13 protein-coding genes are annotated in these 15,339 nt (G+C 55.8%); 6 read left to right on the top strand and 7 right to left on the bottom strand.

Going from position 1 to position 15,339, the window contains the following annotated elements:
• Positions 1-175: 175 nt before the first annotated feature.
• The gene (gene dnaG / locus N8E88_RS23445) at positions 176-2,131 is read right to left on the bottom strand and encodes a DNA primase (protein ID WP_262292686.1); all 1,956 of its coding nucleotides are present in this window, start codon (positions 2,129-2,131) and stop codon (positions 176-178) included.
• Positions 2,132-2,498: 367 nt separating this feature from the next.
• Between dnaG and N8E88_RS23440 the strand changes: the two genes are divergently transcribed.
• Complete coding sequence (locus tag N8E88_RS23440) at positions 2,499-4,169, top strand: Na/Pi cotransporter family protein (RefSeq protein WP_262292685.1); 1,671 nt, start codon at positions 2,499-2,501, stop codon at positions 4,167-4,169.
• A gap of 75 nt (positions 4,170-4,244) precedes the next feature.
• On the opposite strand, the gene N8E88_RS23435 is transcribed toward N8E88_RS23440, so the two are convergent.
• The gene (locus tag N8E88_RS23435; RefSeq protein ID WP_181872432.1) at positions 4,245-4,409 is read right to left on the bottom strand and encodes a hypothetical protein; all 165 of its coding nucleotides are present in this window, start codon (positions 4,407-4,409) and stop codon (positions 4,245-4,247) included.
• A 96-nt stretch (positions 4,410-4,505) separates the two neighbouring features.
• Between N8E88_RS23435 and N8E88_RS23430 the strand changes: the two genes are divergently transcribed.
• Positions 4,506-4,979: a GNAT family N-acetyltransferase gene (locus N8E88_RS23430; RefSeq protein ID WP_262295593.1), complete on the top strand. Its 474-nt coding sequence runs from the start codon at positions 4,506-4,508 to the stop codon at positions 4,977-4,979.
• A 4-nt stretch (positions 4,980-4,983) separates the two neighbouring features.
• Positions 4,984-5,532 carry a DUF1003 domain-containing protein gene (locus tag N8E88_RS23425; protein WP_262292684.1) on the top strand — a complete coding sequence of 183 codons (549 nt, stop codon included), beginning with the start codon at positions 4,984-4,986 and terminating at the stop codon, positions 5,530-5,532.
• A gap of 349 nt (positions 5,533-5,881) precedes the next feature.
• Here N8E88_RS23425 and N8E88_RS23420 read toward each other — a convergent pair whose 3' ends face one another.
• Positions 5,882-8,992: an efflux RND transporter permease subunit gene (locus tag N8E88_RS23420; RefSeq protein ID WP_262292683.1), complete on the bottom strand. Its 3,111-nt coding sequence runs from the start codon at positions 8,990-8,992 to the stop codon at positions 5,882-5,884.
• A 1-nt stretch (position 8,993) separates the two neighbouring features.
• Positions 8,994-10,109 carry an efflux RND transporter periplasmic adaptor subunit gene (locus N8E88_RS23415; protein ID WP_262292682.1) on the bottom strand — a complete coding sequence of 372 codons (1,116 nt, stop codon included), beginning with the start codon at positions 10,107-10,109 and terminating at the stop codon, positions 8,994-8,996.
• A 100-nt stretch (positions 10,110-10,209) separates the two neighbouring features.
• Here N8E88_RS23415 and N8E88_RS23410 point away from each other — a divergent pair, with 100 nt between their 5' ends.
• The gene (locus N8E88_RS23410) at positions 10,210-10,797 is read left to right on the top strand and encodes a TetR/AcrR family transcriptional regulator (protein ID WP_262292681.1); all 588 of its coding nucleotides are present in this window, start codon (positions 10,210-10,212) and stop codon (positions 10,795-10,797) included.
• A gap of 72 nt (positions 10,798-10,869) precedes the next feature.
• On the opposite strand, the gene N8E88_RS23405 is transcribed toward N8E88_RS23410, so the two are convergent.
• Positions 10,870-11,322, bottom strand: coding sequence for a GatB/YqeY domain-containing protein (locus N8E88_RS23405; protein WP_262295592.1), 453 nt, complete (start codon positions 11,320-11,322; stop codon positions 10,870-10,872).
• Positions 11,323-11,590: 268 nt separating this feature from the next.
• Between N8E88_RS23405 and carA the strand changes: the two genes are divergently transcribed.
• Positions 11,591-12,835, top strand: coding sequence for a glutamine-hydrolyzing carbamoyl-phosphate synthase small subunit (gene carA / locus N8E88_RS23400; RefSeq protein ID WP_262292680.1), 1,245 nt, complete (start codon positions 11,591-11,593; stop codon positions 12,833-12,835).
• Positions 12,836-12,884: 49 nt separating this feature from the next.
• A complete protein-coding gene (locus N8E88_RS23395) occupies positions 12,885-13,358 on the top strand; it encodes a nuclear transport factor 2 family protein (protein ID WP_262292679.1) in 474 nt (157 codons plus the stop codon).
• Between the two features lie 6 nt (positions 13,359-13,364).
• Here the strand turns inward: N8E88_RS23395 and N8E88_RS23390 are convergent, their stop codons facing one another.
• Together N8E88_RS23390 and N8E88_RS23385 are read right to left on the bottom strand one after the other, a co-directional pair.
• Positions 13,365-14,636, bottom strand: coding sequence for a TCR/Tet family MFS transporter (locus N8E88_RS23390; protein ID WP_262292678.1), 1,272 nt, complete (start codon positions 14,634-14,636; stop codon positions 13,365-13,367).
• A gap of 190 nt (positions 14,637-14,826) precedes the next feature.
• Positions 14,827-15,291, bottom strand: coding sequence for an Lrp/AsnC family transcriptional regulator (locus N8E88_RS23385; RefSeq protein ID WP_262292677.1), 465 nt, complete (start codon positions 15,289-15,291; stop codon positions 14,827-14,829).
• Positions 15,292-15,339: the final 48 nt, after the last annotated feature.

Below are 15,339 nucleotides of genomic sequence, written 5' to 3'. Positions count from 1 at the left end.
CGGATTAACCCTGTTATTCCGACACGCTTACATATCTGCCGAATTTGCCGGTTTTTTCGCTTTACCCGCAAACATCAACGAAATATCTTTAATTCGCGCACTCTGATTCCGTCATTATTGACCCACGTCAACCCCGACTCAACTGATTCGTGGGAAAAAAAGCGAATCAATTCGGTCAAAACCCCTTGCCCGATCGCCCTGACGGTATTCCGAACCCTTCGATCAGCGCCTCAGTTGCCTGCGCATTGCGAATATCATTCTGAATATCGAGGAGCCGGTTAAGGTTTTCATCGGTGGCTTCGCTCGCCAAGGCGGTTTCAGCTACTTTCAGCTCTTTATGTAGTGTGCTTGCGCGTTGATGCAAGTGAATCGCCTGCTTTAGCGCCTCCAAAGCATCTTCTTCTGCCGCTTCCGCCGTCGCGGTCCACATGCGCGCACGGCGCGTCAATGCTTCCAGCGCTTCAATCAAAGCGCCATGATTGGTATCGACCATCGCCTTGCGCATCTCTGTCCCGTTGGCGACATGATGCTCGGCCATTGCGTTGAGCATGGCCGCATGAAACCGCTTGAGGTCCGGATGGCTGAATTCAAGCCGCACCACGGTTTCGAAATCCTCCTCGATCAACCGCGGATGATTGAACAATGTCATCAGGATTGCGGTCTCGCGCAAGGGAGGGGCCGCCGACGTGGTCTTGACCAAAACTGAACGCGCCAGACTGTCGGAAACCGCAAAACGGCCACTGGCTGCGCCCCTGCCCCGTTGGCCATAACCATTCTGCTGGCCGAAACTGTTCTGGTTGTTGCCGCGTGCGTTATTGTTGCTGCGCTGGTTCGAACCGAAGAACTGCTGGATACGCTCACGCACATCCTGTGCATAGTGGCGGCGCACATTCTCGTCGCCGATCAGCGCCGTCATCTGCTTAAGGCGTGCTTCAAGTTCGGCGCGCCGCTCCGGCGTGTCGAAGACGCCGCTCGCCGTTTCGCGCGTCCACAGCATGTCGGCAAGCGGTCGTGCATCATCGAGTACAGCCTGGAAAGCCTGTGGACCGGAACTCTTGACCAGATCGTCAGGGTCCTTGCCTTCCGGCAGAACAGCAAAACGCAGGGAGAAGCCGGGCTTCAACGCGGGCAGAGCCAGATCGATCGCGCGGTGCGCGGCCTTGATCCCCGCATTGTCGCCATCGAAACAAAGTATAGGCTCTGGCGACATGCGCCACAGGAGATCGAGCTGATCTTCCGTCAATGCGGTTCCGAGCGGCGCGACGGCCTGGGGGAAGCCGGCCTGCGCCAAGGCAATGACATCCATATAGCCTTCGACGGCAATGACGGCCTTTGCCGGCTGGCCGGCCTGCGGTTGCGCCGCCTTTCTGGCACGCAGGGCGTTAAAAAGAATTTTGCCCTTGTGGAAGAGTTCGGTCTCGTTGGAATTCATGTATTTTGCGATGGCATTGGGCGCCAGCGCCCGCCCGCCAAAGGCAATGATACGGCCCCGCAAATCCTCGATCGGAAACATGATGCGATCACGGAAACGATCAAACGACACCGGCTTGTCGTCGCCATAGACCACCAGTCCGCCGGCCTCGATCTGCTCCTTGGTGGCATTCTTTGAGGCCAGATGTTCCTTCAGCGCGTTGCGGCTCTCCGGCGCATAACCCAGACGATAAGAATGCTGCGTCGCAGCGCTCAAGCCCCGCTCTCGCAGATAAGCACGGGCCTTTGCTCCTCCCGCCGCCTGCAGCTGTTCCTCGAAAAACTTGGTCGCCATTTCCATGACGTCATAAAGCGTCGCGCGCTTCGCCTCGCGTATTTCCATTTCGGCGTCGCGCGCCGGCATCGGCACTCCGGCCATGTCGGCAACACGCTGTACGGCCTCGGGGAAACTCAACCCTTCGAGCTCGGTTAGAAAACGGAAATGGTCGCCGGTAACGCCGCAGCCGAAACAATGGTAGCGGCCCTTGCGGTCTTCACAGTGGAAGCTCGGCGATTTCTCCCCGTGGAATGGACAGCAGGCCCAGAAGTCCCCCTTCGGGGCGTTAGTCTTTTTCCGGTCGAACGAAACGCGCGTCCCGATCACGCTGGAGATCGGTACACGCTCCCTGATCTCATCGAGAAAGGACGGCGGAAATCGCATGCGGCTCTTCGTTCTTCAAAATTGGCGCTTCGGAAAGTCGGTCTTGGCAGCCTGAAACTCCATTTATCAGGCTCTGAACCATATTGCATTAAATAGGAACACGACGGAAGTCCGGCAAGCACATCATCCCCTGCTCATCGCGTCGAACGGCCCATCGACGAGCTTCGGCCTTTACAAAGCCGGCAAATGATCACCTGGCGGATTCAGAACTGTCATAAAATTGTTATAATATGCCAAAAGCGACACATTTTTTCTTAGCCGGAACATATTTTTTTCCCTTTTTGATTGATATGTTATCTTAATAAATTGCAACTAAAATCGTGTAGTTGCATTACCGTTTTTTCCGTACCCGACAGGATCATCACAAGTGAACGGTTCCGCAATTTTGTTGCATCTGGCAGGCGCCGTGGCGCTCTTGCTCTGGGCAACACGCATGGTTCGCACCGGCGTAGAGCGAGCCTATGGCGAGCGCATGCGCCAAAGCTTGCGCGGCGTACTGCACAATCCTGTTCTCGCCGTCCTGTGGGGACTGATGCTTTCCATCGCGCTGCAGAGCTCGACGGCGGTCAGTCTTCTGGTCGGCTCCTTCGTGGGATCAGGCTTTGTCAGCGGCATTGCCGGGCTCATGGCCGTGAGGGGCGCCGAAGTTGGGTCAGCGCTCGTCGTCAAGATCCTGAGCTTCGACCTGACATTGCTGGTACCGCTCTGCCTGGTGGCAGGAACCGTTATTTTCATGGCGACCGAACGAAGCAACTGGCGGCAGGTGGGCCGTATCCTTGTCGGCATCGGCCTTCTCGTGCTTTCGCTCGAAATGACCGGCCAGGCAACAGAACCTTTGCGCAACAGTGAACTGCTGCCGGTGATCGTCGGCTATTTGAATACCGATCCCGTTACCGCATTCCTGATTGCAGCGATCATGACATGGCTATTCCACTCAAGCATCGCCGCCGTATTGCTCCTGGTGACATTTGCCTCGCGTGGACTCATCCAGCCAGAACTTGGTATCGTGATGATTTTTGGCGTGAACCTTGGCTCGTCCTTCATCGCACCGCTTTTGACCCGCAATGCCGCCCCGCAGACGCGTATCGTGCCGATGGGCAATCTGCTGATGCGCGGAGCCGGTTCCATCGTTATCCTGATCCTTTATCTGTCGTTCAAACCATCTGTGACCTTCCTTGGCTCCGCACCAGCTGATCAGGTCATCAATGGCCACATCCTCTTCAACATCATCATCTTGCTTGCTGGCGTTCCGCTTTCCGCGCTTGTCCTCAAGGTAACCAAGGCCGTCGTCGCGCTCAATGTTCCGGTCGAACAGCCAAAATCGCTCGATCACGCGGAACTCAGCGCCTTGGACGAAAGCGTTCTCGATACCCCGAGCCTTGCGCTCGCCAATGCCACCCGCGAAACCGTCCGCGTTTGCGAAACTGTCGAGATTATGTTGCGCGGAATCATCGGGCTCTACGAGAATCCTGTTCAGGAGCGTATCGACGAATTGTCCGGCCTTGATGACAAGGTCGACCGCAAGCATGCGGCCATCAAACTCTACCTTGCCAAGCTGACGACCAAGCCTCTGAGCGACTTTGAAGTCGCACGCGCCCGGGAGCTGCTTGGCGCATGCGTAAAGCTGGAACAGGTCGGCGACATCATCGTCCGCAACATGCTGGCGCTGGTGCAGAAGAAGATGGACCGGAAACTCAAATTCACCGACGAAGGCTGGCTGGAACTCAGCAACTTCCACGCCAAGGTGCTCACCAACGCGCGTATGGCGTTTAATGTGCTCGTCTCACGTGATCGCGAAACGGCCCATCAACTGGTGCTTGAAAAAGACCACTTGCGCGATCTTGAAAAGCAGAGCAGCGAGCGGCACTTCCGCCGCCTGCGTGAAGGCACGACCCGAAGCGTCGAGACGAGCTCGATTCACCTCGACACGATCCGCGATTTGAAACAGGTCAATTCGCTGCTGGCAGCCATGGCGTATCCCGTCCTCGAAGAACAGGGCCTTTTGAACACCACACGTTTGCGCGCTTTGCACAGCTGACCGTCAAGGGCGACCGTCGGCGCAACATCCAGCGAAACGCTCAGATGATCTCACTTGTGCCAGTGTATTTCGTGTCTAATAATCGCGATGAATGTGACTGTTGGACCCAATGAAAGCGCCCATGGCGGTACCGATCAGAAGTCCAAGAAGTACATTGCCCATGATTGCTTCGCCAACACCCGCGCCAACTGACAATCCAGCCAGCATTCCAATAATAGTCGACCAGGTTTGTTCTTTCATTTCAGCCTCCGTTTTTATGATAAATGAACGCCGCAAAGTCATTCGAGTTCCAGCGGAGCGCCGAACTACAAATCAACAAAACGGGAAATGAGCGTGATGATTTCGCTAAGACCGATGCGTGCCGATGAATACGCGGCTTATCTGGACTATTTCATTCCTGACTACGCGACGGAAATAACAGCCAATTACCAACTTTCACCTGTCGAATCTCGTTTGCAGGCCTTGCGGGAGATTGATGAAGATCTGCCACAAGGCGTGGCAACACCGGGCCAGGTGCTGCTGTGTATAATCGACAGTATTTCAGGTGAGGACAGTATAATCGGTTATCTCTGGTACCGGCCGGATATCCCGGCACGCTCGATCCACATAAGCGATTTCCATATTTTTGCCGTGCATCAGGGAAAAGGCTACGGCAAGGAAGCCTTGGCCGCTCTGGAGTTGGAACTGTCCAAAACGGGGATCACGCAAATCAAGTTGCGCGTGGCTGAAGACAACAAACGGGCGAAACATCTTTATGATGTTTCTGGATTTCGCGTGACAGGCGTCAATATGAGCAAAGCGATCGGATAAAAGAATGACCAATGTCGAAGAAGTGAAACAAGGTCTGTGGGATGCCGAGCGAAAATTGCTTCACCATTTAAGGGCAATTCGCCGGCGGGATCGCAACATCAAACCTGCCGACATCGAAAATCAGCTCACCCGCGGACAAAAGATCGCCGACAGAGTTGCCGCAACGATGGGATCCTGGTCATTCATCATCATCCAGACGACAATCCTGTTTTTCTGGATAGTACTCAATGTCACCGCCTACGTGCGGGAATGGGATCCCTATCCTTTCATTCTTCTCAATCTGGCTCTGTCATTCCAGGCAGCCTATGCCGCGCCGTTCATCATGATGAGCCAGAACCGTCAGCAGGATATCGATCGGAAGGAAGCGGAGAACGACTACCGCATCAACATCAAGGCAGAGCTCGAAATCGAACTGTTGCATGAGAAGATCGAACTTCTTCACCAGAAGATCGACCAGATGCGGGAAAAGGAAGTGGTGACTCTCGCGGAGGCAGTCGAGGAACTGGCAACCCAGAAGCAACCGCCTGACGAGGCCGATGATAGCTCCAAATAAAAAAGGACCGCTGCGGGAGGAGGTGCAGCGGTCCTGATTGTAAATGTACCGCGGGAGGAGGTGCAGTACATTCGATGTTGGGGTATCTGGGAGGAGAAGAACCCAACATCTACAAAATAGCACCGCACAAAAATCTGGCAACTTACAAAAATGCATAATAGCTATGCAAATTGTCGCATTGACCAGATCGATGCTGTAGCCACTTTCAAAAGTCCGACTCAATAATCGTAAAAGAAACCCAGTAAAATGGGCATTTTCAATCGTTTTCTCGGTGGAAAGCCGAACTCGAAACTAAGATCACGTGAGGGCTCCGCATCTCCAGCGTTCAAAATTGCTCACCGCAAGGACATTACTCGGCGGCCATAGCTGTTTGCACATGCACCTCCTTCAGCGAATTTCTATCGGCGTCATTCTCCCCGGGGTTGATGCGGAACCAGGTAGCGTAAAGTGCGGGAAGAAAGAGGAGGATCATTACAGTACCGACGGCCGTACCGCCGATCAGCGTGTATGCCATCGATCCCCAGAAAACCGAATGGGTCAGTGGAATGAAAGCAAGAACGGCCGCCAGTGCAGTCAAGATAACGGGACGAGTCCGCTGCACTGTAGCCTCGATGACGGCGTGGTAGTCATCGAGACCAGCCGCCCGGTTCTCCTTGATCTGTTCGGTAAGAATCAAAGTGTTACGCATCAGGATCCCTGCCAATCCGATCAACCCGAGGATGGCGTTGAAGCCAAAAGGCTGATTGAAGAGGAGGAGCACCGGCACCACCCCGGCCAGACCGAGCGGCGCTGTCATCATGACCATGGTCATCGTCGACAGGCTACGAACCTGGAGGATAATAACGATCAACATGGCGGCAATCATCGCTGGAAATATCTGAACCAGCGCGAGATTGGCCTTGAGCGATTCCTCGATATTGCCACCCATCTCGATGCGATAGCCCACGGGGAGCGAGGCAATGAGCGGCTGAAGCGCCTTCAGAACCTGCTGGGAGACTTCCGGAGGTTGCGCCGTTTCATTGATGTCCGAACGGACTGTGATGACAGGCGTCCGGTCGCGGCGTTTCAGGATCGGTTCCTCAAACTGGATCTCGGAATGGCCGATCTGATCAAGCGGGATCTGCCGGCCATCCCTGCTCGTCAGCGAGAAATCGGCCAATCTTGAGGGGTCGAGCCGGTTCTCACCGGCGCTACGTGCGACGACAGGCACGTTGCGGATGTCTTCCCGCACCTGCGTAATCGGGATACCCGTCAACAACAATTGCATCTGCTGGGCTGCCTCCGCTGGAGAAAGGCCGATCAGATTAAGCCGATCCTGGTCAGGAACGAAGCGAAGTACAGGCGTTCGATTGCCCCAATCTCGATTAGCTTGGCGAACGTCGGGCACGCCTTTCATGATATCGAGGGCCTTTTCCGAGATGTCGTACAGTTGGTCGGGGTCGGGGCCCATGATGCGAAACTCGACCGGAAACGGAGTGTAAGGGCCGAACACGAGCTGGGTGATGCGGACAGAGGCTTCGGGGACTAGCCCGTCCGAAACGGCAGCCCGAAGGCGATGCTTCAAAGCCTCGCGCGCGGGAGAATCAGGAGTGAGTACAACGATCTTGGCGAACGCGGGGTCTGGTAATTCCGGTGCCATGGCAAAAAAGAAACGAGGAGCGCCCTGACCGACGTAGCTTGTGACGATTTTTGCCTCGGGCTGGTTTTGCAGCCAACTTTCAACTTTTGCGACCGCGCCGGTCGTCGCCTCGATGCTGGTACCTTCAGGCATGCGAACCTCGACCAGGACCTCGGGGCGGTCCGACGTCGGAAAGAATTGCTGTTTCAGAGCTCCCATCCCCACGACAGAAACGGCCATGGCGATGCCGACCACTCCGCACGTCATGAATTTATGGCGAACTGCTAACTCGATAAGCGAACGCAGGCGACGGTAATTCGGAGTATTATAGATGGCGTGATGACCACCCTGCACTGCCTTGATCTCTGGCAACATTTTAACGCCTAGGTACGGCGTGAAGATCACCGCGACGACCCACGAAACAACGAGCGCAAAACCCACCACCCAGAAGATGTTCCCCGCATATTCGCCGGCGGTCGATCGGGCAAAACCAACTGGCATCAGCCCGATGATCGTCACAAGTGTCCCGGACAGCATCGGCGCTGCGGTATGGCTCCAGGCATACGCGGCCGCCTTTATTCGATCCATCCCCTCTTCCATTTTCACTACCATGACCTCAATGGCAATGATGGCATCATCAACAAGAAGTCCGAGCGCCAAGATCAGCGCGCCGAGCGTGATACGATCGAAAAACCTGCCGGTTTCGAGCATTATGAGGAAGACGACGGCAAGCGTGAGCGGAACGGCAAGCGCAACAACAATTCCTACACGCCAGCCAAGACTGATGAGGCTCACAAGCAATACTACGCCGAGTGCCATGGCGAATTTCATCATGAACTCACCGACCGCAGCTTCGATGTTCACCGCTTGATCGCTGACCTTAGCGAGCGTAATGCCGAGCGGAAGGGTTTGAGCGATCGCGGCAGATTTTTCCTCGAGCGCCTTGCCGAGCTCCAGACCATTCCAACCTTGCTGCATTACTGCGCCAAGCATGATGGCCGGCTCACCCTCATGACGGATGATGTAAGTGGCCGGGTCTTCATAGCCGCGCCGCACTTCTGCGAAATCTGAGAGCTTCAACGTGCGCCCGGCTGCGACAATGGGCGTATCCGCGATTGCCTGGATACCAACATATGCACCGTCGAAACGCATGAAGACCTGCGGACCTCTCGTATCGATTGAGCCGGCAGGCGTTACCGTGTTTTGTCTCTGTAAAGCGGCAGAGATGTCTTGTGGCGAGATTCCAAGAGTGGCCAGCTTGGAATAGGAAAATTCGACAAAGATCTGTTCGGGCCGCTCTCCGAGAATATTGATCTTCTTGATGCCCGGAACATGGAGAAGATCCTGACGGATCAATTCGGCTTGCCGCACGAGCTCTCGCATAGGCAATCCCTTGGCCTTCAGCGCATAAAGAGCGAAGCTCACATCGGAGTACTCGTCATTGACAAAAGGTCCGTAGACACCTTGAGGCAGTTTTCGCGCCTCGTCTCCAAGCTTTTTGCGAGCCTGATAAAACTCTTCGTCGACGGCATTAGGTGGCATACTATCCTTTAAAGTAACGGTCAAAAAGGCATAGCCTGGTCGAGTTGTCGTCTCGACACGGTCGTAATACGTCAGTTCCTGGATACGCTTCTCAAGTGGCTCAGCGACGAGATCCTGCATCTCGTGCGCTGTTGCACCTGGCCATGCGGCTGTCACTGTCAGGGTCTTGATGGTGAAGGAGGGATCCTCTGCTCGGCCGAGCTTGACGAAGGCATAGACACCCGCAGCGGCCAAGAGCAGGATGAAAAACAAGGTGACGGCCCGCTCACGAACTGCCAGCGCTGAAAGGTTGAGGTTCATTTTAGTTCGCCACTCTGGTTTGTTCTGCTTTGGTTCGGACGCTTGCCCCGTCCACCAGCAAATGGGCCCCAAGAGCGACGACCGGCTCGCCTGTCTCGAGGCCGGAGACAACTGCGTTCTCCTCGCCGATATGTTCGACCTTTATCTGCCTGAAGTGGACGATCGAGGGCTTCTCGTCGAATACCCATACCCCGGTTCGACTGCCATCATCCAAGACAGCGCCGACAGGCACCACTGCATGCGCTTGGCTGCTTTTGTTGGAAACTCTTATTGTCACTGTTGCACCTAGCGGAGCCGATGCTGCTGCGCCCTCCAGAACCCACCGAGCCTCATAGGTGCGAGTCTGAGGGTCCGCAGCGTCCGATATCTGGCGAAGCCGGGCCTTATCTTCCTCCGCTTCGTTTCCGTAGACACTTGCATGTGCCACTTCCCCGAGTTCCAGCCGAAGCGATTCAGGAAGCCAGACGAGTGCTTCCCGCGGCCCCGCCTTGGCAAGCCTGATGACAGTTTGGCCTGCCGCTACGACTTGTCCGGGCTCCCCGAGCGCCTCAACCACGGTTCCATCGGAGTCAGCGACCAGAAGCGAATAGGTTGCCTCATTCTCCGAGACGCTTGCATCGGCTTCCGCCGCAGCAAGCTGCGCGGCGGCAGTGTCGAGAGCTGTCTTGGCTTGCTCATAACGTTGGGGAGATGCAGCCAGGCCATTTTTAACGAGGGCGGCGTATCTTCGCTCGTCTGCTTGCGCTTGTGTGAATACCGCACGGGCAGCGGCAGCTGCATTGCGTTTCGCCGCAAGCGCAAGACGCAAATCAGTTTCATCGATGCGCATTAGAGGCTGGCTGCCTTTGACCTTTTCGCCGACGTCCACGTAACGCTGAACGATCTTGCCAGGCACACGAAACCCAAGATTGCTCTGCACCCGGGCGGCGATGGTTCCTGTGAAGGTTCGCTCGAACGTCTCGGGCGCCTTTGCTTTCACCACTTTGACGAATGGGGCCGCCATGCGGGGATCCGCGGCTTCCGCTGCCTTTCCAGATGGTTCGACGACGAACACAATTCCCGCAGCGCCGGCCGCCACCAGAAACGCTATCGATGAGAGAAGAAATTTGCGGTTCATTGCAATTAGCCTTGTTGACAGGTGCAGGGTTCGATTTAGATTGCGATCTAACTCTAAACTTGCTATAGATGTCAAACGAAATCTAATTTTGGAGGTCAAAATGCGAGTCAGCCGTGCACAGGCCGAAGAAAATCGCGAAGGGGTGATAAACGCCGCAAGTCGGCTCTTCCGGGAGCACGGCTTTGACGGCATTGGACTGAAGGATTTGATGAAGGGCGCCGGCCTTACTCAGGGCGGGTTCTATAAGCAGTTCGAATCCAAAGCCGATCTTGCCGCACAGGCTTCAAGACGTGCGATGGAACACGCAACCCGCAGATGGTCGTCAGCAGCTACCGGCAATCCTGATCCACTTGAAGCAGTTGTTTCGTTCTATTTGTCCATGGGCCATCGCCAGGAGAGGAGCGACGGGTGCCCTCTGGCGGCACTTGGTTCTGATGCCGCGCGGCAGAGCGAAGAGGTACGGGCTCCGTTTCAAGACGGCATCGAAGCTCATCTGAAGATCCTGGATGAGATGATGCCGAAATCGGAGAGCTCCAAACCTTGTCATAAAGCGATGGCCGTACTGTCCCTCATGGTTGGGGCCGTGGTGGTCTCTCGTATCATGACAGATGAAGATATGTCGCAGCACGTTCTCGAAGCAGCGGCTGACGAGGTCAGGCGTATTGCGCTTTCGTCCCGAGGGCCATGACATTCCAATCCTCTGCGCGACATGCGCGGCTTCGGAAGATGGCCAGCATCACTACAGATGCGATGAACTCACCTATTGCAGAATCTCTTTCACGATGCTGCTGGCTTTGCTGAAATCCATCTGGCCAGCGTATCTTTCTTTCAGCACATTCATGCTCCTGCCCATGTCACGCAGGCCGCTTGCACCAATCTCATCGATTACCTGCTTGGCGGCATGGCGGATCTCCGCTTCGCTCAACTGCTTCGGCATGAAATCACGAATGATCTCGATCTCCGCCCGCTCCTGCCCGGCGAGTTCCGAACGATTGCCCTCTTCATAAAGCTTTGCCGACTCTTCGCGCTGCTTGATCATCTTGGCGAGAATGGAGCTTATTTCCTCATTCGTTGCGGGTTCCTTGCCCGAACCCCGGTTGAGAATATCGCGATCCTTGATTGCGGACATGATCAGGCGCAGCGTCGGCACGCGGCGCTTGTCTTGTGCTTTAATGGCTGTGGTCAGTGCCGCTGCGATGGTATCGCGCATAATTTGATCTCCTGCTTTCGCGCACCCTAATGTTGACGGCAAACAAAGACAATCATCGCGAAACGCCGATTCTGGCATGATTCCACGAAGAGTTCTTGTGTCGCAATTGACCTTGTGCGCGGCTTTGTTTATGGACTGGGTCTTAGCCAGACATTTTGTTGTTGCTGCGGTGGGGAGCCTCGTCACCACCGCGTTCAGCCATGTCATATGGAACGTTGGACGGCGTTTTTCAACGCCGGCAACGACGCAAGCCCACGCTCAGGAGTGCCGCATGACCACCAACACAACGACAGACGCCGGTACATCCTCAAAGACCGCGGGCTGGACCGAATTCAAGCCGACGGCATTGCTGGTTCTGGCCGATGGCACCGTCATCGAAGGCAAGGGCCTTGGCGCGACCGGCATCTGCGAAGCGGAAGTCTGCTTCAACACCGCGCTTACCGGTTATGAGGAAATTCTAACCGATCCGTCCTATGCCGGCCAGATCGTCACCTTCACCTTCCCGCATATAGGCAATGTCGGCACCAACAAGGAAGACATCGAGGACCTGACCCCGGCCAATCGCGCGGGTGCGGTTGGCGCAATCTTCAAGGCCGACATTACGGCACCCTCGAGCTATCGCGCTGCCGACCACCTGGATCATTGGTTGAAAGCCCGCGGCGTTATTGCTCTGGCTGGCGTCGACACCCGTGCCCTGACGGTTCTCATCCGCGAGAAGGGTATGCCGAACGCGGTGATTGCCCATGATCCGGACGGGAAATTTGATATTCCAGCGCTGAAAAAGCGCGCCGCAGCGTGGCATGGCCTGCTTGATCTCGACCTCGCCAAAGACGTTACCTCGGGGCAAAGTTCCGTTTGGACCGAGAAGCCATGGGTATGGAATGAAGGCTTTGACGAGCAGACAGCGCCTGAATTCCACGTCGTCGCCATCGACTACGGCATCAAGCGCAATATCCTCCGGCTCATCGCCGGTCTCGGTGCCAAAGTCACTATTCTCCCGGCTTCAGCCACCGCAGAAGACGTTCTGGCCCATAAACCCGATGGCATTTTCCTCTCCAATGGACCAGGTGATCCGGCGGCGACCGGCAAATACGCCGTTCCTGCCATCAAGGAGCTTATCAAGACCGACATTCCGGTCTTCGGCATCTGCCTCGGTCACCAGATGCTGGCGCTCGCACTTGGCGGCGATACCAAGAAGATGCACCAAGGCCATCATGGCGCCAACCATCCGGTGCGAGACGACACAACGGGCAAGGTCGAGATCGTTTCTATGAACCATGGCTTTGCCGTCGATGCGCAATCCTTTCCGGATGGTGTCGAGGAAACCCATATCTCGCTGTTCGACGGCAGCAATTGCGGCCTGCGTGTTGTTGGGCGTCCGGTCTTTTCAGTGCAGCATCACCCCGAAGCGTCGCCCGGTCCGCAAGACTCGCATTATCTGTTCCGCAGGTTCTTCAACCTGATCCGGGAGAGCAAGGGCATGCAGACACTGCCGGAACGGGACCACGCCGCCTGATCAAGGACTAAGCGCGACTCACGGAAAGTAGAAATGAGGAGTATCGACCATGCCGGAACAGCGCCCGCCCCTACCTCCATTTACTCACGAAACCGCGGCGCAAAAAGTTCGTGGCGCGGAGGACGGTTGGAACAGCCGCAACCCCGAGCGGGTATCGCTGGCATATACGATCGACAGCTATTGGCGCAATCGTGCAGAGTTTGTGGAGGGGCGCGAGGCAATCGTGGCTTTCCTCACGCGCAAGTGGAACCGTGAACTCGATTATCGGCTCATCAAGGAGCTTTGGGCATTCACCGGCAATCGCATCGCCGTTCGTTTCGCCTACGAATACCACGATGATTCTGGCAATTGGTTTCGCGCCTATGGCAATGAAAACTGGGAATTCGCCGAAAACGGCCTGATGCAAAAGCGGTTTGCTTGCATCAACGACCTTCCGATCAAGGAATCCGAACGCAAGTTTCACTGGGATCGTTCCGGACCACGTCCAGCCGATCATCCCGGCCTGTCAGACTTGGGACTATAAAACCGCTTAACCAGCCTCGTTCTGGGCCAACGCACCTGGAACGAGAACCTCGTCTTTGGCCAGCGATGGCTTTTCGACGCGCAGTACAAAAACGATCAGGCCGATCAGCACGAAAATCCCGCCAAGCACATAGGGAGCGCCGCTAAAGGTGATGGATGCGCCCGGCGCGGTGTAGATCGCGAATATCTGCGTGAAGATCAGCGGCCCGATAATATTGGTGATGCTGAACAGGCTGGTCATCGCCCCCTGCAACTCGCCCTGCTCCGATGCAGGCACTTTTGCGGAGGCGATACTGCGCATGGCTGGATCAGCGACCCCTTCAAGGCAGGTCGCAACGATCACCACATAGACCAGCCAGCCCTGCCAGGCGCTGGCATAACCGAAGAAACCGAGCGCCGCAAAGGCAAGGCCGATGACGGCCGTGCGCCATTCGCCAAATCTCGACACGATGCGAGGCAAAACAAGCCCCATTACAATTGCCGCACACAGGCCGTAGATGCCAAGTGATATGCCGATATCGCTTTCGCTCCAGCCGTAGCGGTAGCTGCCGACATAGGCCCATACTGCGGGATACGACATGTGTCCGAGCGTCAGCATAAAGAACACGAGCCCGAGCCACAGAATGCCCGTGTGATTGCGCATCTGTTTTAGAGCGCCAAGCGGATTGGAACGCTTCCATTCGAATTTCCGGCGATCCTTCGCGGCAAGCGTTTCGGGCAGAAGGAAATAAGCCGCGACGAAATTCAGAAACGAGATCAGCGCCGCCCCGTAAAACGGTATGCGTGGGCCAAACTCGCCGAGGAAGCCGCCAATGATGGGTCCAAGAATAAAACCGATACCAAATGCAATGCCAAGCAGGCCGAAATTCTTGGCGCGGTTTTCGTCCGTGCTGACATCGGCGATATAAGCGGAGGCCGTGGAGTAACTGCCGCCGCTGATACCTGAAAGGATTCGGCCAATCAGCAGGATGGCGAAGTTTGGCGCAAGCGCACAGATCAGATTGTCCAAGGCAAAGGTGATAACCGACGTCAGCAATATTGGCCGGCGGCCGAAGCGATCGCTGAGATTCCCGATCAGCGGCGCAAAAACAAACTGCATGCCGGCATAGGCGAAAAGCAGCCACCCGCCGTAGATTGCTGCATTCCCCACATCCGTGCCGGTCAATTCCTCAAGATACTCCGGCAAGACTGGCACGATGATGCCGATGCCGATGATGTCCAGCAGCAGGATCATGAAGACGAGCGTCAGGCCGCGTTTGGCCAGGATAGGGTCAATCATCGGAAAACTCGCAACTGGCGTTTATGTCCGCGATTGCGCGGAAAATCGTTGTATTGCATAGGATAATGCGAAACAATCCGTGAACATGATCAGGAAATCTGCCATTCCGCCACCGGAAAGTGCATTCTCGGCGAAATCCTCCTGACAAACCCTGTCAAATTGTGCGCAATCAGGCCGGCATCACCTGAATCTAGCGGGCATAGTGCGTTGGCACCGCTGTAGTCGCTTTCAATGTTTCCATCGAAACAGAGGCGGATATATCGAAGAACTCGACCTTCTCCACAAGCGCCTTATAGATGTCGTCATAGGCTTCGACGCGCGGAAGCACCAACTTCAGGATATAATCGATCGTCCCGGTCATGCGATGCACTTCGACAATTTCGGGAATGTCGACGATCGCCGCGCGAAACTGTTCGAGCCAACCGGCAGAATGGCGGGCTGTACGCACGATCACGAACATCGTCGTCGGCAGGCCGGCATGTGCACGATCCAGAAGCACGACCCGCTTGGCGATATAACCCTCGTCCTCCAGGCGCTGAATCCGCCGCGAACAAGCCGAGATCGAAAGGCTTACCCGATCGGCCAGATCAGAGACGGCAAACGACGCATTCTCCTGCAGCAAATTGAGAATCTTGCGATCACGATCATCGAGCATCTCACCCCTCCAGCAATTTCTCAGCGCATTTGGAGAATTATACGCCTG

Source organism: Phyllobacterium zundukense, from assembly GCF_025452195.1.
GTDB lineage: Bacteria > Pseudomonadota > Alphaproteobacteria > Rhizobiales > Rhizobiaceae > Phyllobacterium > Phyllobacterium zundukense_A.
This window is presented reverse-complemented; position numbering and strand designations above follow the sequence as displayed.

Excerpts from the sequence above, each read along its gene's own strand:
- N8E88_RS23430 (WP_262295593.1), top strand. The coding sequence starts at position 4,506 with ATGATTTCGCTAAGACCGATGCGTGCCGATGAATACGCGGCTTATCTG.
- dnaG (WP_262292686.1), bottom strand. The coding sequence starts at position 2,131 with ATGCGATTTCCGCCGTCCTTTCTCGATGAGATCAGGGAGCGTGTACCG.
- N8E88_RS23420 (WP_262292683.1), bottom strand. The coding sequence starts at position 8,992 with ATGAACCTCAACCTTTCAGCGCTGGCAGTTCGTGAGCGGGCCGTCACC.
- carA (WP_262292680.1), top strand. The coding sequence starts at position 11,591 with ATGACCACCAACACAACGACAGACGCCGGTACATCCTCAAAGACCGCG.
- N8E88_RS23425 (WP_262292684.1), top strand. The coding sequence starts at position 4,984 with ATGACCAATGTCGAAGAAGTGAAACAAGGTCTGTGGGATGCCGAGCGA.
- N8E88_RS23385 (WP_262292677.1), bottom strand. The coding sequence starts at position 15,291 with ATGCTCGATGATCGTGATCGCAAGATTCTCAATTTGCTGCAGGAGAAT.
- N8E88_RS23435 (WP_181872432.1), bottom strand. The coding sequence starts at position 4,409 with ATGAAAGAACAAACCTGGTCGACTATTATTGGAATGCTGGCTGGATTG.
- N8E88_RS23415 (WP_262292682.1), bottom strand. The coding sequence starts at position 10,109 with ATGAACCGCAAATTTCTTCTCTCATCGATAGCGTTTCTGGTGGCGGCC.
- N8E88_RS23410 (WP_262292681.1), top strand. The coding sequence starts at position 10,210 with ATGCGAGTCAGCCGTGCACAGGCCGAAGAAAATCGCGAAGGGGTGATA.
- N8E88_RS23390 (WP_262292678.1), bottom strand. The coding sequence starts at position 14,636 with ATGATTGACCCTATCCTGGCCAAACGCGGCCTGACGCTCGTCTTCATG.
- N8E88_RS23395 (WP_262292679.1), top strand. The coding sequence starts at position 12,885 with ATGCCGGAACAGCGCCCGCCCCTACCTCCATTTACTCACGAAACCGCG.